Raw genomic sequence first — 20,740 nt, 5'->3', positions numbered from 1 at the left:
TTTCCCGCAAAAGGAAGGGTCAAAATCACTTTTGATCCAAAATATGGCTGATGACAGATTGTGCCGCGAAAATTCTGTTGTGGGCCTGCTGCATGACGAGGCTTCTTGGTCCGTCCAGTATTTCATCAGACAATTCAAGGTTTCTCCTTACAGGAAGACAATGCATGACTTTGGCGTTTTTGGCATGTTTGAGGTGCTTCTCAGTCAGCATCCAAGAACTGTCGGTACTTAGGATTTTCCCATAGTCATTGAAGCCTGACCAATTTTTGACATACACAAAATCTGCGCCTTCCAGAGCTTCTTTTTGATTCAAGACTATTTTGGCACCTTCCGTAAACTTTTCGTCCAAGTCATAGCCCAGTGGGTGGGTAATGGTCAGGTCATGCCCGCATCCTATGGCCCATTCTGCAAATGAATTGGCGACAGCATGTGGTATGGCTTTGATATGTGGTGCCCATGTAAGGACAACCTTTGGTTTTTTTTCCTGATTCCGGTTTTCATGAATGGTCACCATATCCGCCAGACTCTGCAATGGATGCCTGATAGCGGATTCTAAGCTGATTACAGGAATGCCCGAATATTTGATAAATTGGTTAAAGACAAAGTCTTCCAAATCCTCCTGCTTGTTGGTCAGGGAAGGAAAAGCCCTAATCGCAAGAATATCAAAGTAGGATCCCAATACGCCGGCAGCATCCCTGATGTGCTCCACAGTTCCTTTGTTCATAGTGGCACCTTCTCTCATTTCTAACGCCCAACCTTCTTTGTCCATGTTCATCACGATGGCCTCCATTCCCAATTGCTGTGCCGCGATCTGCGTACTCGCTCTGGTTCTGAGAGATGGGTTTAAAAAAATGCAACCGATTCGTTTTCTTTGACCTTTGGCCTGATCGATCCAAGGATTGGTTTTGTAATGAAGGGCCTTTTGGATCAATTTTTCTGCGGTGGCTTTGTCGTCAAATTTGGTGAAGTGCATCATTTCGTTAGGGTTAAGTCCCAAATTCATGGAGGATAAGGGACTTTATTATGAAATTAATCCAATATTTTTTTCAGACTATCGATAAACGAAGATAGCTCATTGATTCCAATATTTAAAGGTGGAAGCAAGCGAATGGTCTGTTTTCCTGCTGAACTGCCTGTGAAAATTTTGTATTTGGTGACCAATTCAGAACGAACAGGTGCAGCGTCTCTATCTAGGTCAACGCCGATCATCAAGCCTTTGCCTCTGACTTCGGTGACCCGCGGGATTTTATTCAGTTCAGCGATCAGGTATTCCCCCATTTTTTCGGCATGTGACATCAGTTTTTCTGATTCAATCACTTCCAATACGGCCAATCCTGCGGCACAGGCAAGGTGATTTCCACCAAAAGTGGTTCCTAAAAGTCCATAGGAGGCTTTGAAATCAGGATGGATCAATACTCCCCCGATCGGATAACCATTACCCATTCCTTTGGCCATGGTAATCAGGTCGGGGACTAATCCTTCTACCCACTGGTGGGCAAAGAATTTCCCCGTCCTTCCATAACCTGACTGCACTTCATCTAGAATTAATTTAGCACCGTATTCTTTCGCGAGTTTGGATAAGGCCCACAAAAATTCCGGTGAAGGAACCTGAATTCCACCCACGCCTTGGATGCCTTCGATGATGATACCGGCAATGTTTCCTGCTTTAAGTTGGGTTTCCACTGCATCAATATTTCCCCAAGGAAGGATATAAGCATCGCTTCTTTGGTTGGAAGGGGCTACGATTTTTGGATTGTCAGTCAATACCACAGCGCCGGAAGTCCTGCCGTGGAATGCACCTGAGAATGAAATAAAGCCGGATTTTCCAGTTGAGAAGGAGGCTAATTTCAAAGCATTTTCGTTGGCTTCTGCTCCTGAATTGCACAGGAAAAGATTGAAATCAGGGTAACCTGACATTTCCCCTAATTTTTTGGCAAGCTGCTGTTGAATAGGAATGTGGACAGAATTGGAATAAAAAGTAATCTTGTCCAATTGGTCTTTTATTCTTTGGTTGAAATGGGGATGGCTGTGTCCGATTGATATTACAGCGTGGCCGCCATAGAGATCAGTGTATTCATCTCCTTTTTCATCCCAAAGTTTGGACCCCAAGGCTTTGACAGGGGTGACATTGATTAAAGGATATACGTCAAATAGGTTCATGGTCGGTAGGTTAGAAAGCGATACTTTTTAAATTCAGTCCGGTAGTCTCTTCAAGTCCAAATGCAATGTTGAAATTTTGGACTGCCTGACCGGATGCACCTTTCAGAAGGTTGTCAATCGCCGAATAGATGACCAATTGGCCATTTTCTTTTTGTAAATGAATGATGCATTTGTTGGTATTGACCGCTTGCTTCATGTCGATGTCCTGATCCGAAACATGCGTGAATGGAGCATCTTGATAGAAATCTTCGTACACCTTTATAGCATCATCCAAATCTCCTTCGAAAGGAAAGTAAGCTGTAATCCAGATTCCACGGGAGAAATTGCCTCTATAAGGCACGAACAATAACTCCTGCTTGAACACAGGATTCAATTGTCCGAAAGTCTGTTTGATTTCTTTGAGGTGCTGATGGGTGAACAATTTGTAAACAGACATATTACCTGTTCTATAGCTGAAATGGCTTGTTTCAGCCAATTTTTTACCTGCACCTGTACTGCCTGTTATTCCTGATACCTGTATGGTGTCTTTTACCCAACCTTTTGCGATAGCAGGAGCCAAGGCCAACTGGATGCCCGTCGCAAAGCAGCCCGGGTTGGCGATTTTCTTGGCGGTCTTGATTTTTGCCTTATTGACTTCAGGTAAGCCATATACAAATCCATTGCTTTCGTTCCTGAAATCCGTGCTCAGGTCAATGATCACGGTGTTCGGTGAAAATGGATGGTTTTCCAAAAATCCTTTGGTTTCCCCGTGGGGAAGTCCCAAAAAAACAGCTTCTATACCTTCTGTTTCAACTTTATCGGTGAAAACCAATTCGGTGTCACCGATCAGGTCAGGATGGACTTCGGTTACTTTTTTGCCTTTTTGGCTGTTGCTGTGGACATAAACCAATTCGCAGGCAGGATGGTAGACCAAAAGACGAAGCAATTCCCCTCCGGTATATCCTGCTGCGCCGATGATTGCTGTTTTAATCTTCTTCATGGTGGTTGACTTGATGGAAGATGGCGGTTTGGTTTCCAAGGATTCTGGTAAATCCTTTGACATCTTCTCCGGTGTAGCCTTTGTTCATTTCTCCATAGCTGCCAAACTCGGAAGCCATCAGGTCATGGGATGATTCAATTCCGACCAATTGGAAGCGATAGGGGTGAAGGATCACTTTTACGGTTCCGGAGACAAATTCCTGGGTACTTTCCAAAAATGCTTCCATGTTTCTCATCACAGGATCGAGGTAGTGGCCTTCATGGAGATGGTTGCCATAGAATTCAGAAAGCTGGTTTTTCCAGAATGTCTGCCATTTGGTCAAGGTATGTTTTTCAAGAAGCTGATGGCTTTTGATGATGATGATTGGGGCAGCAGCCTCAAAACCCACCCTTCCTTTGATGCCAATGATCGTATCACCTACATGGATATCTCTTCCTATGCCATATGGTGCAGCCAATTCCTGTACTTTCAGGATGGCATCCACAGGATTTGAATAAGCCTGCCCATTTACTGATTTGATTTCCCCTTTTTCAAAACCGATGACGACTTCTTCTGAACCGGATTTACTGACCTGGGTAGGCCAAGCTTCTTCCGGCAATGTTTGGTTGGAGGTCAAGGTTTCTTTGCCCCCGACGGATGTTCCCCAAATTCCCTTGTTGATGGAATATTTGGCTTTTTCAAAATTCATCGAAACGCCATGTTTTTTGAGGTAGGTGATTTCCTCCTCCCTGCTGAGTTTGAGGTCACGTATTGGGGTAATGATTTCGATATCAGGAACGATGGTCTGGAAGATCATGTCAAAACGTACCTGATCATTTCCTGCGCCGGTACTTCCATGAGAAACGGATTTTGCCCCGATTTTTTTGGCGTATTCCGCAAGTGTTTTTGCTTGGAGAATTCGCTCTGCACTTACCGATAGGGGATAAGTTGCATTTTTCAACACATTCCCAAATACCAAATATTTCAGTACTTCCTCATAGTAGGTTTTGGTCACATCCAATACCGTGAAGGACGCTACACCGAGTCCGTTTGCACGGGCCTCAATTTCCTGAAGTTCCGAACCTGAAAATCCGCCCGTATTGATCAATACGGCATGCACTTCATAACCCAAATCCTTGGTAAGGTGAAGGGCACAAAAAGTAGTGTCCAATCCTCCGCTGTACGCTAAAACTGTTTTTTTCATTGCTGATGTCTTTTGTTCAAGCCAATGCAATCAGGCTTAATAGGTTTAAAATATATTGAAGGTTTTGTCCTTGGTTTTTTTGAGGTTGAGCATGACGTATTTCTTGAGTCTTGTCCATCGCTCAAACAACTTCAGATTTTTCTTAAAATCGGTTCGTAATGCCACCTCTTCCACCTTTGATTTTTTGGATGGGTCATAAAGCATGGCTGTACACAGGCAGTTTTGTCTGTTTTTGCTTTTGAGTATTTCTACATTGACGCAGCTGTTGCAGCCTTTCCAAAATTCTTCGTCATCTGTGAGGTCGGAATAGGAAACAGGAATGTATCCAAGGCTGGAGTTGATTTTCATGACCGCGGCACCTGTAGTCAATCCGAAGATTTTTGAATCCGGGAATTTGGTACGGCTGAGTTTGAATATTTCATTTTTGATTTGGGTAGCCAAACCATATTTCCTGAACTGCGGAGAAACAATCAGACCGGAGTTGGCGACAAATTTGCCATGTCCCCATGCCTCGATATAGCAAAATCCCGCCCAAATGCCTTCTTTGGTCAAAGCGATGACTGCTTTGCCTTCCTGCATTTTGGTTTTGATGTATTCAGGAGATCGTTTTGCAATACCTGTGCCACGCGCTTTGGCTGATTCCTCCATTTCAGTGGTAATGGTCTCAGCATAAAGGGTGTCCTTTTCAGTTGCAGGTCTGATGATAAATGAAGGTATGTTTTCCATTTTGTCCAATTGGGAATAAATGAATATTTGGCTATTTGAGCCGGATGAGAAAATAGGAGGAAATTAAACGTGCTGTTGTAGGTCGTCCCCGTAGGACACCAAATGTTAGGTCAGGGATGTCACCCTGAAGCTGTTCCTAAACCTCCTCAAAGGAGTGAAAAATGGCATAGCAACACCAGACAAAAACAGAGTCTTTGTTTCGGTTAAGTTAAATGCTATGAGATTTAGGTTTGACATGCTTTTGAAAACGTGTGCAAATGTTAAAAGGTTTGAAACAAGATGCAAGTAATAATTTCAGTTATTTCAATTTACCTCCATAAACTTACACCGATGGTTATAAACCAAGGGAATATTTGGTGTATTGGTAAAAAATAGGTCAATTATTTATCATAATCCAACTTCAGTTTAGTTGACATTGGTACTGCTTTTTGGAAAATTAGAAATGTGATGATCTCGCCAAAAAAGGCATTCATGTTAAAACTAAATAAAGTAAATAAAATTAATAATACTTGGTTAGTTTTTAACTTTTTTCCTTACAATTGTAAACTTGATGTACCCATCATACAAAAGTTGTTACATAGAATTTCTTACATACCAATCCACTCCGAATTGAATGAAAAATTATTTCTCAAAATTTATTTTTATCAGTGTAACACTGGTGTTTGTTGGTATTCAAGCCAAGTCACAGGGCCATATAGATTTTATTTCAAAGGAAGTTTGCACCTGTATTACTGATCTTTATCAAATTAATCCTCAGGGAATTGCGAAGGAAGATTTAGGCAAGTGTTTTGAATCTGTTGTGGTAGATAACTTAGAGGCACTTGAAACCCTTTATGGAGAGGGAATAATTGGAGATGATTATGAAGCGGGACAAAAGCTAGGGGAAGAAATTGGTAAAAAACTAGCTAAGGAATGTGATGTTTTTGTTGACTTATTTGTCAAACCTGCAAAGGAACAAAATGCGAAGGAGATTGAATTCTATAACCAAGGGGAAAACCATTTAAATAAAGGTGAATTCAAAATGGCCGTTTCTTCATTTAACGAAGCAATTGCCACCAACCCCAAGAATGCCACATATTATAACCTAAGGGGTGTGGCTTATTTTAAAATGGAGGATTATTATAGGGCTATTTCAGATTTTTACAGAGCTATAGATATCAATCCTGAATTTCATTTGCCTATTCACAATTTGGCTTACTCAAAATACTTATTGGGAGACCTCAAGTTGGCATTGACTGACGTTGATTCAGCAATAAGGGTTAATCCCAACTATGCAGATTCTTACAACTTGAAGGGATTGATTTTGAATGATCTTGGAAATCCTGAAGAAGCAAGAATTTCGTTTATTCAAGCAAATCAATTGGATGAAAAAAATCCCGATTACACTTTTAATGTTGCCTACACCTATTATGATGAAGATAACTATGAAAAGGCTTTAGAGTGGTTTTTAAAGACTTCAAATCTTATGGAAAATACTGTCCCAGTCCTGAGTAAAATAGGGACCTGTTATGATATTTTGGGCAACCATCCTAAAGCTGTGGAGTACCATAACCAATGTATTGAAATAAGCCCAAATGATTATGGTGTTTATTTTAACAGAGGCTTGGCATATTTAAGTTTGGATTCTTTTGAGGAGGCTAAAAATGATTTTCAAAAGGCGATGGATCTGAATGGGGAAGATGTAGATGTTATTTACCAATTGGGAAATGCAAATTTTGAACTTGGGAATTTAGAAAAGGCGAAAGAGCTTGTCCAAAAATCTTTGGAAATTGACCCAAGAAACGCTGCTTATTATGATCTAAGGGCCTCTATTTACGAAGCTCAAGGTCATTTTGATTTGGCAATAGAGGATTATACCGTTTCTATCAGTCTCTATCCTGACGATTGTGAAATCCATATGGCGTTGGGTCAGCTTTTCAAGAAAATACAAAATCCATTGCGTGCAAAAGAGTATTTTCAAAATGCTTTGGATAAAGGTTGTGATTTGGCAATGGACTACCTAAGTGATTACAAGAAGTAAGACTATTGAGCCAATTCCTTCAAAGCATTGACAAAGACATCTAATTCTTCTGTCGAAGTGTAGACGTTTGGAGTGATTCTGCATCCCACGACGCCGGCGTAATTGATGCCTACGGTGTAGATTTTGTATTTGTCCATCAGGGTTTTTGCCATTTCATTTGGATCCATACCTTCAATACCTACATTGGCTATTCCACAGGAACGCGATGGATCTGCCGGGGTGTTAACATTGATTTTTGGAATGTCCCTGATTTTGTCACTCCAATATAGCTGTAGGAAGCGCAATCTTGCCTCTTTTCGCTCCGGGCCAATTTTTTCGAAGTAATCCAAGGCGTTATTGACGGCCAGGTCGGTGGCAACAGGATGTGTTCCGATGTGGTTGAGGTTTTTGATATTGGCATGGTCGAGTTCGTAAGGTGCCAAAAGGGGCCAAATGTTGTTGATTCTATCTTTTTTGACATAAAGCAATCCTGCGCCTAAAGGTACACTAAGCCATTTGTGGAGGCTGCAGGCGTAATAATCACAGTGGAGGTCGGGGATTTTGAAATCAAAATGGGCGATGCAATGTGCACCGTCCAACATGACTTCCACTCCGTGACGGTGTGCCATGTCACAGATTTTTTTTACAGGTAGGATCTGTCCGGTGATGTTGATCATGTGGCTGACCATCATCAGTTTGGTGTTTGGGGTGATGGCGTCTTCGTAGATTTTGACTATTTCTTCGTCGGATTTTGGGTGGTTTGGGATGGAGACGATTTTATTGGTGATGCCATGCCTTCGGGAAGCAAGGATAAACATGTTTTGGATGCTTCCATAATCCTGTTCGGCAAATAAGGCTTCATCGCCTTTTTGCCAAGGATATCCTGAGATGATGATGTCAAGGGATTCTGTGGCATTGCGTGTGATGGCCACCTCATCCGGACTTCCTCCAAAAGCCGCTGCCAACCTTGCTGCTGCTTTGTCTTTATTTTCCCATTGTACAGTGCGGAAATACCAAGAACCTTGGTAGTTTATTTCTCTGATGTGGTTGATGTAATTTTCGAGGGTTTCTGTGGGTATAAAGCAGTAATAACCGTTTTCGAGGTTGATATATTCCGGCTTGAGCTTGTATCCGTCCCTGATCTTTTTCCAAAAATCTTCATCCTTGGCCAAGTCTATAGGAGCGATATGGGCATAGGCGTCAATGGTCTTGGAGAAGGCTTGAAACGAGGCAGAGGATGCTATGCCGGTCAAAGCCATGTTTTTTAGGAAATTCCGCTTGTTCATAGTGGTTAAATTTAGAACAAAATGAGAAAAAATTTTTAAACCAACAAAATGTTGAATATATTTGTCAACAAAATAAAAGTCAACAAGATGAGTACATTGGCACAAGTCCTTTTGGAAAAAAGAAATGAAAAGGGAATTGTAGTGAGGAATCTGGCTTTTCAGACAGGGATTGATCCGGCATTAATCTCTAAATATGAAAAAGGGAACAGGTTGCCTACTGAAGATAATTTAAAAGCGCTCGCTGAAGCGCTTCAGCTTCCTTTTGATGAAGTCAGGAAAATGTGGCTTGCTGAGAAAGTTTATAATTTGTTGGCGATGGAAGAAAATGCCGGAGAAATACTGGCATTGGCAGAATCGAGGGTGGCTTATCTTTCAGGACAGCAGGCTCTGACCATGCAGGAATTGAGTACTTCCATACAGGAAAAGTTGAAGCAGATCGATGATTTGAAAGCCAAATGGCAATCGAGAAGGCCTTTGAATCATACCCAATTGCAAAAGATGCAGGAATTTTTCAATGTGGCCTATACCTTCGAAAGCAATAGGATCGAAGGAAACACACTCACCTTGCAAGAAACACACCTTGTGGTCAATGAGGGGATTACCATCGGGGGGAAGTCCATGAGAGAGCATCTCGAGGCGATCAATCATGCAGAGGCGATTTCCTATATGGAGCAATTGGTGCAGGACCAAATGGAATTCAGTCCACGGGTTTTAATGGAATTGCATTATCTGATTTTGAAGGGGATTGATAGGAATAATGCCGGGAAATACCGGTCGGTGCCGGTGAGGATCTCCGGGAGTGCCCATGTGCCGCCTCAGCCTTTTTTGTTGGAAAAGATGATGGAAGAATATTTCATTCATTATGACAAGCAGAAGAAGCGGTTGCATCCGGTGATTTTGGCTGCAGAAATGCATGAAAGGCTGGTCAGTATCCATCCATTTATTGATGGGAACGGAAGGAGCAGCAGGCTGGTGATGAACCTTGTTTTGCTCAGGCGGGGATATACCATCGCCAATCTCAAGGGAGATATTACTTCAAGGCTTGCGTATTATAAGGCTTTGGAGGCTGTTCAGGTAGATAATAATCCCGAGGTTTTTTACCATATGGTTGCGGATGCTGTCAAGGATTCTCTTGAAAGGCATTTGGAGCTGGTTTAAGGAATGAAGAATTGGAAATTAAGAATGAAAAATGAGGGATGTTTAAATAAACAGTAGCAAAAGCATCAGGACTGCCAACAGGATTGCGATCCATTGGTAAAGGGTACTCTTTTTAGGGAAATGATAGTCACAGATGGGGCAGAACTCCGCTTTGGAATCTATGTCCATGGCACAGGAAGGACATTCTTTTGTCTTTGGTTTTGGAACCATATCATTTTTAAATGGATTTATGAAAGAAGTAAAATTATCTGAATTATGAAAATAGAAATCTGGTCGGACATCATGTGTCCATTTTGTTATATAGGAAAAAGAAGGTTAGAATCTGCCTTGGCGGATTTTGAATATGCAGACCAAGTCCAAATCGAGTGGAAAAGCTTTCTCCTCAATCCTGATATGGTGACGGATCCTTCGAAAAGTACGCTGGACTATTTGTCAGAAACCAAAGGTTGGAGCAAGGCACAAACCCTCCAAGTTACCCAACAGGTGGTGGAAATGGCCAAAGGAGAAGGATTGACTTATCATATGGATAAAACTGTAGTGGCAAATGCGATGAAGGCGCAACGTCTCTTACAGCTTGCCAAGACTATGGGTAAAGGTGGTGAAATGAAAGAAAGGCTGTTGAAGGCATATTTCACCGAAGGTGCCAATATTGATGACAAAGCCACTTTAATTAGATTGGCTAAGGAAGTAGGCTTGAAAGAGGAGAGAGTTGGTCAATGTCTGGATTCCAATGAGTTTGCCGAAAAGGTGGAGCAGGATATTTATGAATCAAGACAGATTGGTGTAAGAGGGGTTCCTTTTTTTGTTTTGGACCGGAAATATGGGATTTCAGGCGCCCAACCAAAGGAAGCTTTTGATCAAACTATAAACAAGGCTTGGGAGGATTTTGTGAAGACCAATCCTGTCCTTCAGGTGGTAGAAAGCAAGGATGGAAGTATCTGTGATGTGGAGGGGAATTGTGATTGATGGTATTAGTTATCTCCTTGCTTGCCATCTAGGTTTTTACTTTTTTTTAGGTGACGGAAGACGGAAGTCAGAAGACCGAAGTAGCGGACCTTTTTGATTCAAGGCTTGGGATTCATTAGGATTGATTATAAATGGCTATCGTAAATAGACCACACCTGTCCGCCGTGGCGGAGCCTCATGAATTTTGACCTCAAGCCATATATTCTTAAGAGAACTTTGAAGGCCTTCTCTATTGATTTTTTCAAATGTTTTTGAACGATTAGTGTTGATGAAAAGGGAATCAATCTGATTCCCTTTATTTTTTTTAATATTTTTTATTGATCGGGTTTTGATACCAAATTCATTTATTTCAGGCTGAATTTCATTTTTTATTTCATTTAACTATTCATTTATAAAATATTATTTATCAGTGACTTATGATGGTTTGATAAATCTTTTGCTGGCACTTGTTTTTTTATTTTCCCCGAGTAATTTTGTTACTCATGAGTAAAATATTTACTCGGTTTTGCAGGGTCTTTTGCTGGGACTGAAAGGGCGAAGCTGGGTTTTTATCGCTCATTGACCATAGGAAAAGGTCCATTTTGGACTGACACTTTTCGGAATTTTTTTATTCAGGACTTTCACCCGGTCCTTATTCCTCACCCACTGTTTCCCCAAAATGCTTGACTCACTCGTCACCTCCAAAACACGTGTCAAACTTCTCCTGAAGTTTTTTTCACACAACAATTCAAGTTACCTGCGTTCTCTTGCCAAGGAGTTTGATGAATCCACCAATGCTGTCCGCGTGGAACTTAACCGGCTGACAGATGCCGGATTGCTGACTTCGGGAGATGAGGGAAAAACCAAAATGTACCGGGCCAACAATGCGCATCCTTTCTCACAGGAAATCAGGAACATGGTGTCGAAATTCCTGGGATTAGACCAACTGCTGGAACAGGTTGTCCAAAGGCTGGGCAATGTGGAGAAAGCGTATATCATCGGTGATTATGCGAAGGGGATTGATTCGGGAACCATTGAAATGGTCTTGATCGGCAGAGAAATTGACCTGGTTTATCTGGATTTCCTTGTCAATAAGACCTATGAGAAAGTCAAGAGGAGGATTAAGGTTTCTGTCTTGGAAGAGGAAATGGAAGAGGTGGGGGGATTGCTGGTGTTTGGATAAATAAATCTGATATGGCCACAGACCATGGTCGACAGTCCATAGCCACTACAATTGCAATCTATCCGAGTTTTTTATAGTTAGCGTCAAGTAATCTAATGTTTATATTAGATATTTATTGATACTGGATATTTATTGATATTAATTTGAAATTGGATATTGAGGGATATTAATTGAGAAGTGCGACTGTCGAGTGAATTGAAAAAATAACTGGATTTGAATTTCAGACCTATATTGGTCAACAAAATAAAGCCAAAAGTCATAGATTAGGATCAAAATAACCCAAGTATAACTTGATAAGATTTACGCTGATTGCAGTTCTGGCCACGATTGTCGTGTTTCAGATTACCGGAGAAAAAGTACCTGTCAACGAAGGAGCGATGGGAGACGGGGTGTTTTTCAGGGAAGTGGCAGGAAACTTTCTGGAGGACGTAGAAACAGGTGGCTACAATGTTTTTCAGATGCAGAGGGTGATGCCTTTTGCTTTTGTCAATGTCTTGTTTGGTGCCTTGGAAATCCTCAAAAGCAATGATAACCTCATGCGTGGCATGTTGGTGCTGCATTTTCTGTTTTTAGGTTTTGGGGTATATTGGTATTTCTCCTTGGCCACCAAACTCCGGCTGGGGGATGGTCTTACTATCCTGGGGTTTGTGTTGGTTTTTGCAAGTTTTGCCGTGCTTAAGGATCCTTGGTACAACCCTTTTTCCACTGATTTGGCGACATTGGTACTTGGTATAGCCCAAGCCAATTATTTCATCAAGTTTAATAGACAAAAACTCTTTTTGGTATCCATCATCGCCGGATTTGTGTGGCCTACCATGATGCTGACAGGCTTGTTGCTGATCTTTTTACCAAGTGATCCACTGGTGGTTTTCATTAAGGAAAGGCCAAAGTCTTTCTTTCCTGTGCTTGCATCGCTCGTCATGCTGGTGTTTTTGGTGGTTGTCAGCGTGATAACAGGGAGGTTTGATTGGGAGAATATTTGGGTTACACTCTTGCATGTTGCTTCGATATTTACCTTGGTGTTTTTTGTTTTTGCCATTATGGTTAGGAATCCGGTTGACTGGTCTATGAGTTATTCTTTGTTTTTGAAGAAAAACAAGCCTCAAAAGATGTTGCGGTTTGCCGGGATACTTTTTATCTATTTGCTCGTGGTTTTTCTATTGTCGGGGAGCAATGGTTCCTTGGATATGGTGGCGCTGGTACAGTCCCTGGTCAAGGACACGTTGCGGTTTCCGGGGGATTTTCTGTTTGGCCATATGATGTTCTATGGGTTTTTGATTCCTCTGTCTCTCGCTTTTTTTCCGAGGATGATAAAGGAATCAGCGAAGTTGGGGATGGGGATGATGGCGGTGAGTATCCTGATGTTGGTATTCTTTGTTCATCCGGAGTCGAGGCTTTTGCTGGCTTTTTTACCTTTTATGGTGGTCTTGTTATTGAAGTCGGTCAGACGTTACAAGATTGTAAACAAGGATGTGGTGGTCATCAGTGCGGTCAATATTTTGATGTCGGCTTTTTGGCTGCCGCTGAATGTGGCCGGAATGGAGGAAGCTTTGGGGCTTGGCCACCAAGAAATGTATGATTTTCCCGCCCAAAGGTATTGGATGCATTTTGGGAATATGATGTCTTTTGAAGTGTATTTAGTGGCAGGGTTGGTTTTTGTGGGGCTGCTGATATTGGCTTATAGGGGCAAAGTCAGGTATAAGCGAGAGGAATATGTGAGGGGAAGGTCGGTTGCTGCCAAAATTTAAAGCTACAAAGGGTAATTTCTCGTAAAGACGCAAAGGCGCAAAAAGTATCTCACAAAGACACAAAGGCACAAAGTGTAATGAATTGAACCACAAAGGAACAAGAGTAAACAAAGTTTTTGGATAAATTTCCCGCAAAGGCACAAAGACGCAAAAAGTAATTTCCCGCAAAGACGCAAAAAGTATCTCACAAAGACACAAAGGCACAGAGAGTAATTTCCCGCAAAGACACAAAGGCGCAAAGGGTAATTTCCCGCAAAGGCACAAAGGTGCACAAGGAAATGAATATTATATTATCCTGTTTAAACCAATTTCATCATATTGGATATTGATGGATATTGGATAATAAATGGATATTGAAATGAACCAAAGCGGTTTTGTTTCTGATTTTTTTAGCTGAACCACTTGAATTTAATCATCATCTCGCAATCGCAGCAACCGGACTTCACCTGTCCTGAATGCTGATTTTCATTGAACACCCTTATGCAAAGCCATTTTCATTCTTAATCCCCCATTACATTGTTAGAAATTAAATCCTATACCCCATCAGATTTTGATGCCTGGAATGAGCTGGTTGAAAACAGTTCCAATGGGGTATTCCTTCATTCCAGAAACTTTATGGATTACCATAAAGACCGATTCACGGATGTTTCTCTTATGGTCTACCAAGGAGGGGAACTTCGCGCTGTACTTCCCGGCAATCGCCATGAAAAGAATTTCTTGTCCCATCAGGGGCTGACATTCGGCGGTTGGATATTCCAAAGAGGAATTGGTCCCACTATCCAAGAGGAGATCATCCAAAGGTCCTTAAATTACCTGTTTGAGCAGGGATTTTCCCGGGTTCGGGTCAAGCCTGTCCCCGAATTTTACCATGCCGAAAAGCTTGACAACGATGCCCTGATGCTCTCCGCCGGCGGGGTCTTGGTTGATGAGGATCCAAACTATGCCATCGAATTGCCCAAGGTTATCTCTGACCGGGGCAAAAGATGGGGAGTCCAAAAGGCCATGAACAAAGGCATCCACATCGAGGAGGATGACGGATTTGTGACTTTTTGGGATGAAATCCTGATGCCTTACCACAGGCAGGTTTTGGGTTATGAACCTGTCCATACTTTGGCTGAAATTGAATATCTGGCTACGAATAATCCCACCAAGATCCGGCAGTTCAATGCTTATCACAAAGGCGAGATACTTGCCGGTGTAACCGTTTTTGTCCATCCTGAGGTGGCACGGACCCAATACATAGCCTCTACGGATGAAGGCCGGAAAAACAGGGCTGTTGATCTGCTGATAGGGTATCTGATGCGCAATATCGGTGAAAAATACATTGATCTCGGTGGCGTGACCGACCCAAAAACAGGCTTACCAAAAGAAAGCCTCGTACAATGGAAAGAAAGTTTTGGCGGGGAGTTGTATATAGGGAAGGTTTGGGAATGGGAGAATAGGGTGTAAATGGTGGATTCTCTTTCGGTTGTATTTGTTCTAATTGTTGTAATGGTTTTAGTTGTTGTCAAGTTGTCTGCTTCGCGTTGTCAAGTTGTTTGCTTCGCGTTGTCCAATTTAGGAATCGCCAAGGCTACAGATCTGATACTATACCATTGATAAGGCCAAGGGGCAGTGTTTACTAACAACGCAAACTGCGACCGCACCAGTCTCGTTTCTTGCTTCTCATTCAAATGTTTTCCCACCCAAGATCATTATTCCCTCAATTCTACATATATCTCATCCCCCTTATGAATTTCGGCGGCGAGTTTGAAGTAGAGGTGGCGGTTGCTTTTGTCATTGATGAGGATACTGTCTCCCACTTTTTGGGCATTTTCCAAGTCGTCAATGGACAGGGTATCGAGCCATTTGGAGGCATTGATTTCAAAAATGATGGAGGGATTGATGGTCCTGTCGGAGGTGAAGGAAAGCATAGGCGAATTGTCAGTGTTCATTTCCAAGTCGAATCTTGGCTTAGCTCCGAAAAGTTCGATCGTCACAGGAATCAGTTCACAGGCGCTGCTGTAGTAAGAGGCGGTGATGTAGACTGAAGGGTTGTCAAGATGGTCTGACAAGTGGATGCCAAATCCCAACCTGTCATAATTGCCTTCGGGGATGTTGAGAAAAAAATCCTCTGTTTCATCGGATTTATCGAAATACACTTTTTTGACTTCATTGAATTCTATCTCCAGGTTCTTCTTGAATTTACTGGTTTCATTCTCCCCGCCCACATTGAGTTCTAATTTTTTGATGCAGATAAACCCTTCATGGATGATAATCTTGGGTTTGTGTGGTGGAAAAACATCCATTTCTCCTTCATATTTGTCTGTCAAGACAAAGGCTAGGCCTATAAAGCTTTCGTCAAGCTGGTGCTGAAAGTAATCATGGGCACGGTACTGGATTATGAGCATGTCGGGGGAATTAGGGTGGAAGGATGAAGGATGAAGGATGAAGGATGAAGTCAGAAGTAGGAAGTCAGAAGTAGGAAGTAAAAGGTGAGAGGTTGGGTGACCGATGACCGATGACCGATGCAACAGAGGTCTTAAAATCGAGGATGTCGGAAAAGGAATGCTTGTGTGAAGTTGGAAGTGCGGTCATAGTCTTGCGAGATGAGGGTAATGGATTCATAATTATCTTCCTGCGAATACAACTCCATAATAACGAAGGGAAAACATTATTCGCATAAAACTTTGAATTTAAAAGTTCAATTTTGGTGCCAAGAAATAGTAATTATCTCACATTTAATAATTGGAATTGGCCTGTTGGCAATTCTGAAATGCATTTTTGGGAATGGGGTTTTTGGACAAAAAAATATTCAATAAAAGTCTGAAAAATAATTGATTATATAATTTTTGATAAAAATCTATTTAATGGTGTGAAATACATTTTAGAAATATCCACTCGCATTTTATTTAGGACAAAGATTTTATCAAAAAAATGGGCCTGATGGCAGGTATTTTTTCAGCGGCGAAAATGTTTTTTGAGGGTTTGCAAATCCCGATTGCCCGAGTAATTTTGTTACTCATGAGTAATTTTTGTACTCAGTAGGATGTCCTTGGATGGGATTGAAGGGGCGAAGCTGTGTCTGGGGAATCTCGTGATGAAGGAGGATTTGTAGGGGAGTTGTAGTGGTTGTAATTGTTCTAGTTGTTGTCGGGTTGTCTGCTTCGCGTTGTCGGGCGTCACCCTGAGGAACGAAGGGTCTCTTGGAGGTGGTTGTAATTGTTATAGTGGTTGTAATTGTTGTCGGGCTGTCAAGTTGTCTGCTTCGCGTTGTCAGGTTTTCAGGTTGTCCGTAAGGGGATTGGTACATATTACTTGGTACTCAATTAACTGAGACTTACACCTCGAATTCTAGCTTCTTGAAAAAGTGATACGTTTTCTTGGAAATTGGTCGAAAGGTAACGAATGGGTAACGAGGGTGTAACGGAAGGGTAGGGGAAGGGTAGGAGAAGGGTAACGGAACATTCCCGAAAAAGGCCAGATTTGGTGAAAAAAAATATGGTTATTTATAAAAAAGTATGATTTTTTGAATTTAAAGAATTTTGAAAATCACCAAAAAAATCATAAAAATCATTGTTTTTAGGAGTAAACAGGATGCTCAATCAAGTCTTAAAAATTACTAAGAAGCCAAATAAATGACCAAGATATCTCTTTGTAAATACATACCCTTTAAAGCTTCCCAACTTGATTCTAGTCGCCTTGTAGTCGCCAACCAAGGAATAGAAATCCAATTTCCAATTCAAAGGATTTATTATTTAACCGGTGTGAAACCCTGCGAGACACGTGGGAATCATGCCAACCTGAAAAACCGACAGGTAATGATCGCAATCTCAGGATCATTTTCAGTCACGGTTGATGATGGTGTTGATAAAAAGACATTTCTCGTTAATTCCTCCTCTGAAGGTCTCTATATCCCTGAAAAGACCTGGAGGATTGTTCATGATTTCTCTCCGGAAGCAATATGCCTGGTTATTTGCTCCGAAAAGTATGATGCATCAGATTATATCAAAGATTATGACCAATATATAAGACTAAAATCTTAAATTTCATTTGAAAATTCCTGGATTTTTGTTCCCTTACCTCTACGGCTCAGCATACAATAGGGCTTGGTTTACTTTGTTTGGGGTAGTGATCAAAGAGGTGCAATTTTCCTTTTTTCAGTTTTTTACATGGAGATCACCCTTTTACTCCTTTTTCCATACTATTTCTGTGATTTTATCTTCCCTCAATAGATTACTTTTAGGAAGAAGCTTAAAATATTCATTTGCCTTCACAGGGGAGGACAGAATCATAGAAAGTTTTATAAAGAAAAATGTTTCGGAAATTGGATATTATGTGGAAGTTGGGTCTAACCATCCTAAATTTTTATCCAATACATATTCGTTATATAGAAAAGGGTGGAAAGGTATTTGCATAGATGCCAATCCAAAGTTTAAAAGACTTCATCAAAAAATAAGGCCAAGGGATATAGCAATCACTGCCTTGATTTCAAATAAGGAAGGAGAAAGCGTTTTCTACCTTGTCCAAAATGATGTGCTATCCTCCATCGATAAAAAAGTCGTGGCACAGTATCAAACTGAAGGTTTGAAAGTAAATGAAATTAATCTTCCCACCATCACATTGGCAAAACTTTTAAAAGAAAATAATGTTCCTAAGGAATTTGATCTTCTTATCATAGATGCTGAGGAACATGACAGAGAAGTACTTTATGGGATGGATTGGAAGCTATTTCAGCCACAATGGGTAATCATCGAAGAGGAAAACTGGGAAATAGGTAATAGTGATGGGGTTTCGCTTCTACACTATATGGATCAAATCGGTTATAGGTTGGAGGGTTGGATTTTGAAGAACCTATATTTCAAAAAAATTCCATTGATCATTTCCTGACCAATGCAGATTAGGATTTTACCCTATATTCAAGAATTGCAAAAAGATTGGGATAATTTAATTGAAAACAGCATCAATGCTTCCCTCATTCATTTTAGAAATTATATGCAATACCATCAAGATAGATTTGTGGATTGCTCGGCATGTATATTTCTTGAGGACAACCTTGTGGCGGTCTTCCCTGCAGAAATCCAAAATGGTAAGATTTTTAGTCATAGAGGATTGACATTTGGTGGACCAATATTTTTAAAAGCTTTGAAGCCTACGATAATTCAGGAAATTATCACTGAGTTAAAATTATATTTCAAAGCATTAAATTCCACATCCATTCAAATCCATTTAGCACCCGTATTTTATTGGAAAAACAGTCTAGCCTACTACGAAATGCAAGGTGTTTTAGCCTCCTGTAATTTTTTACCCATTCAAGAAAAAGTCTATCAAACAGTTTCATTACCAATAAGCATAAAAGACAGGGGGAAAATTTGGGGTAAAAAAAAAGCAGAAAAGCATCATCTCAGGGTCAATTATTCCTCCGATTTGGCATTCTTTTGGGAGAATATCCTCATTCCAAACCTTCGATCAAGATTCAATGCCAACCCCACACATACTTTAGAAGAAATTTCATTTTTACATAAAAGCTTTCCTGGGAAAATTCAATTATGGGCTGTCTTTAAAGATGACAATATGCTTGGTGGATGCCTTACTTTTTCACACGGAGATGTATTACATGTACAGTATATAGGGGCAACCGAAGACGGAAAATCCCATAGTGCGCTTGACTTGCTTTTTTATATAATTATTGAAAAGTCAGCGCCAAATTACAAATACTTGTCAATGGGTGTTTCCACAAACCCAATCAATGGTCTACCAAATCAGGGATTGGTTAAATGGAAAAAAAGTTGGGGAGCATCGGAATATTCCACACCTTCTTGGGAAAGCGAATTGTGAATTGGTGTTTTATAAATTAGTGTATAAAAATTATTAGGCTTGACAGTTCGTTACTCTTTATTAGAATTTTTCATGCGATGTTCTCCTTTCTTTTGATGAAATTATTTTTAAGGATGATTCTTACATTCTTAAGTGAACAAAATCTTTTTGATTTCGAAAGTCCTTTGGAGGGATTTAATGGGATTATAGGATTTAATGGAAGTTGTGGACCTAAACCAATTATTTTACAAGAATAGAAGTATATAAGCTGCCATTTCTGATCAAGGGGGTTAAAAACATCAGAGCGAGGTTTATTTAGGCAATGAAACGATGAGAAATGGATTGAAACTTTTTTAAAATGACCAAAACTCACTTTATCCACCTTTCCATACTGACAGGGATTTTTGTTTTGGTGAATGGGTTGTGGTTTTGGAAAATGGGGATTATGACGGATGATGATACTTGGGGATATCTGCAATACGCTGATGAAATCAAGGAAAACGGCATGTTCTTCAAACCTCATCTGTTTTGGTATATTGGTTACGTGCTGTTTATCCTTGGGGCAAACAGCATCATACCGGGATTTGAAGGCATTGTGGTTTTCCAATACGTATTCGCTTACGCTGCTTTGATTGCCATGTATTTTGCTTCTATCAACCTTTATCAAAATCCCAAAGCTGCGCTGCTGACCTGTATCTGGTTTTTGGGATTCATCATGATCTCTTTTTGGAATCTTTTCTTGTATGCGGAATCATTGATGATCAGTCTGTATTGTATCAGTTTTTTCTTTCTTTCCCAAGCTTATCGGGGTAAGCTGGATACTTTTCAGGGGATTTTGGCAATCCTTGTCATGATTTGGGCGATCATGGTCAAACCAACTGGGGTGGCTTTATTGGCGGGCTTGGTGGCTGTAGCCATCGCATTCGCATGGAAAAGGATTTCTACTTTGGGTTGGAAACTCGCATTTTCTACTACGCTGATTGTGGGCTTGCTGGTCTTGGTGAATCAAATGTTAGGGACTTTTGGGATTGTAGAAGCTTACCAAAATGGGGAAGTGGTCTATAATATCCATAAGATGGCCCATATGGATTATGCTTCCTCACTGATGCTTACAGTGCCGAACGATTTATCCTTACCTGCGGTAGATTGGAGTCCTTTGGGTAAGATGATTTATCTCTGGATTTTCAATCCCCTGTATTCGCTTCAGCTATTTGGGACAAAGTTATTTTATTACCTGATGTATGTGCGGCCCTATTATTCTTGGGTACATAATATTATTGCCCTTTGCGCTTTAATTCCCATGTATTTTGCTTTTTTTCAAGCGATAAGGGGAAATTCCTTGGGAAGGTTTCCCAAGATTTTTTCCCTGACTCTGATTGGATGTTCTGCACTGAGTGTGGCACTTCTATCTGATAACTGGAATTCCCGATTTTTGATGCCGGTATTGCCTTTGGTGTTTTTGGTAGGAGGGAATGTAATAAGTAGGAAAGTCGGACAAAATAAAAATATGGTAGATAAACTTGTACTTTGATATTTATAGATATTTAGATATTGATGGATATTTTGGGCACTAGTAA

At 40.8% G+C, this 20,740-nt stretch carries 19 protein-coding genes; 10 read left to right on the top strand and 9 right to left on the bottom strand.

Going from position 1 to position 20,740, the window contains the following annotated elements; all coding sequences use genetic code 11:
* Positions 1-25: 25 nt before the first annotated feature.
* Genes DQW11_RS04745 through DQW11_RS04725 form a run of 5 tightly spaced genes read right to left on the bottom strand, consistent with a single transcriptional unit; the run spans position 26 to position 5,048 of the window.
* Positions 26-976 carry an N-acetylornithine carbamoyltransferase gene (locus DQW11_RS04745; protein WP_113923215.1) on the bottom strand — a complete coding sequence of 317 codons (951 nt, stop codon included), beginning with the start codon at positions 974-976 and terminating at the stop codon, positions 26-28.
* Between the two features lie 53 nt (positions 977-1,029).
* Positions 1,030-2,160: an aspartate aminotransferase family protein gene (locus DQW11_RS04740; protein WP_113922822.1), complete on the bottom strand. Its 1,131-nt coding sequence runs from the start codon at positions 2,158-2,160 to the stop codon at positions 1,030-1,032.
* Positions 2,161-2,170: 10 nt separating this feature from the next.
* Entirely contained in the window at positions 2,171-3,139 is a 969-nt protein-coding gene (gene argC, locus DQW11_RS04735) for an N-acetyl-gamma-glutamyl-phosphate reductase (protein ID WP_113922821.1), read from the bottom strand.
* On the bottom strand, positions 3,126-4,322 hold the full coding sequence (locus tag DQW11_RS04730; protein WP_113922820.1) for an argininosuccinate synthase: 1,197 nt from the start codon (positions 4,320-4,322) through the stop codon (positions 3,126-3,128). Before DQW11_RS04730 ends, argC begins: the two co-directional genes overlap by 14 nt.
* 45 nt (positions 4,323-4,367) lie before the next feature.
* A complete protein-coding gene (locus tag DQW11_RS04725) occupies positions 4,368-5,048 on the bottom strand; it encodes a GNAT family N-acetyltransferase (protein ID WP_113922819.1) in 681 nt (226 codons plus the stop codon).
* 613 nt (positions 5,049-5,661) lie between these two features.
* On the opposite strand from DQW11_RS04725, the gene DQW11_RS04720 reads away from it, so the two are divergent.
* Complete coding sequence (locus tag DQW11_RS04720; protein WP_113922818.1) at positions 5,662-7,068, top strand: tetratricopeptide repeat protein; 1,407 nt, start codon at positions 5,662-5,664, stop codon at positions 7,066-7,068.
* Positions 7,069-7,070: 2 nt separating this feature from the next.
* Here the strand turns inward: DQW11_RS04720 and DQW11_RS04715 are convergent, their stop codons facing one another.
* A complete protein-coding gene (locus DQW11_RS04715) occupies positions 7,071-8,333 on the bottom strand; it encodes an aminotransferase class V-fold PLP-dependent enzyme (protein WP_113922817.1) in 1,263 nt (420 codons plus the stop codon).
* A gap of 48 nt (positions 8,334-8,381) precedes the next feature.
* Between DQW11_RS04715 and DQW11_RS04710 the strand changes: the two genes are divergently transcribed.
* A complete protein-coding gene (locus DQW11_RS04710) occupies positions 8,382-9,491 on the top strand; it encodes a Fic family protein (protein ID WP_232826677.1) in 1,110 nt (369 codons plus the stop codon).
* 42 nt (positions 9,492-9,533) lie between these two features.
* Here the strand turns inward: DQW11_RS04710 and DQW11_RS22360 are convergent, their stop codons facing one another.
* Positions 9,534-9,701, bottom strand: a complete 168-nt coding sequence (locus tag DQW11_RS22360; RefSeq protein WP_198669842.1) for a hypothetical protein — start codon at positions 9,699-9,701, stop codon at positions 9,534-9,536.
* Between the two features lie 45 nt (positions 9,702-9,746).
* Between DQW11_RS22360 and DQW11_RS04705 the strand changes: the two genes are divergently transcribed.
* The 4 genes from DQW11_RS04705 (at position 9,747) to DQW11_RS04690 (ending at position 14,816) form a co-directional block, all read left to right on the top strand.
* Positions 9,747-10,457 (top strand): DsbA family oxidoreductase, encoded by a 711-nt coding sequence (locus DQW11_RS04705; RefSeq protein WP_113922816.1) that lies wholly within the window; start codon positions 9,747-9,749, stop codon positions 10,455-10,457.
* Between the two features lie 658 nt (positions 10,458-11,115).
* A complete protein-coding gene (locus DQW11_RS04700) occupies positions 11,116-11,619 on the top strand; it encodes a winged helix-turn-helix domain-containing protein (protein WP_113922815.1) in 504 nt (167 codons plus the stop codon).
* 290 nt (positions 11,620-11,909) lie between these two features.
* Positions 11,910-13,367 (top strand): hypothetical protein, encoded by a 1,458-nt coding sequence (locus DQW11_RS04695; RefSeq protein WP_157966036.1) that lies wholly within the window; start codon positions 11,910-11,912, stop codon positions 13,365-13,367.
* A gap of 516 nt (positions 13,368-13,883) precedes the next feature.
* Positions 13,884-14,816, top strand: a complete 933-nt coding sequence (locus DQW11_RS04690; protein ID WP_113922813.1) for a hypothetical protein — start codon at positions 13,884-13,886, stop codon at positions 14,814-14,816.
* A gap of 245 nt (positions 14,817-15,061) precedes the next feature.
* On the opposite strand, the gene DQW11_RS04685 is transcribed toward DQW11_RS04690, so the two are convergent.
* Complete coding sequence (locus tag DQW11_RS04685) at positions 15,062-15,757, bottom strand: hypothetical protein (protein WP_113922812.1); 696 nt, start codon at positions 15,755-15,757, stop codon at positions 15,062-15,064.
* 611 nt (positions 15,758-16,368) lie between these two features.
* Positions 16,369-16,659 carry a hypothetical protein gene (locus DQW11_RS22210; RefSeq protein WP_157966035.1) on the bottom strand — a complete coding sequence of 97 codons (291 nt, stop codon included), beginning with the start codon at positions 16,657-16,659 and terminating at the stop codon, positions 16,369-16,371.
* 325 nt (positions 16,660-16,984) lie between these two features.
* On the opposite strand from DQW11_RS22210, the gene DQW11_RS04680 reads away from it, so the two are divergent.
* From DQW11_RS04680 to DQW11_RS04665, 4 genes are all read left to right on the top strand, one after another.
* Positions 16,985-17,392, top strand: a complete 408-nt coding sequence (locus DQW11_RS04680) for a sugar 3,4-ketoisomerase (protein ID WP_113922811.1) — start codon at positions 16,985-16,987, stop codon at positions 17,390-17,392.
* 25 nt (positions 17,393-17,417) lie between these two features.
* Positions 17,418-18,236 (top strand): FkbM family methyltransferase, encoded by an 819-nt coding sequence (locus DQW11_RS04675; protein ID WP_157966034.1) that lies wholly within the window; start codon positions 17,418-17,420, stop codon positions 18,234-18,236.
* 3 nt (positions 18,237-18,239) lie between these two features.
* Positions 18,240-19,184 (top strand): GNAT family N-acetyltransferase, encoded by a 945-nt coding sequence (locus DQW11_RS04670; RefSeq protein WP_113922809.1) that lies wholly within the window; start codon positions 18,240-18,242, stop codon positions 19,182-19,184.
* 337 nt (positions 19,185-19,521) lie between these two features.
* Positions 19,522-20,694, top strand: coding sequence for a hypothetical protein (locus DQW11_RS04665; protein ID WP_113922808.1), 1,173 nt, complete (start codon positions 19,522-19,524; stop codon positions 20,692-20,694).
* Positions 20,695-20,740 lie beyond the last annotated feature (46 nt).

The sequence above is a fragment of the Cognataquiflexum aquatile genome, from assembly GCF_003316845.1.
Lineage (GTDB): Bacteria > Bacteroidota > Bacteroidia > Cytophagales > Cyclobacteriaceae > Cognataquiflexum > Cognataquiflexum aquatile.
This window is presented reverse-complemented; position numbering and strand designations above follow the sequence as displayed.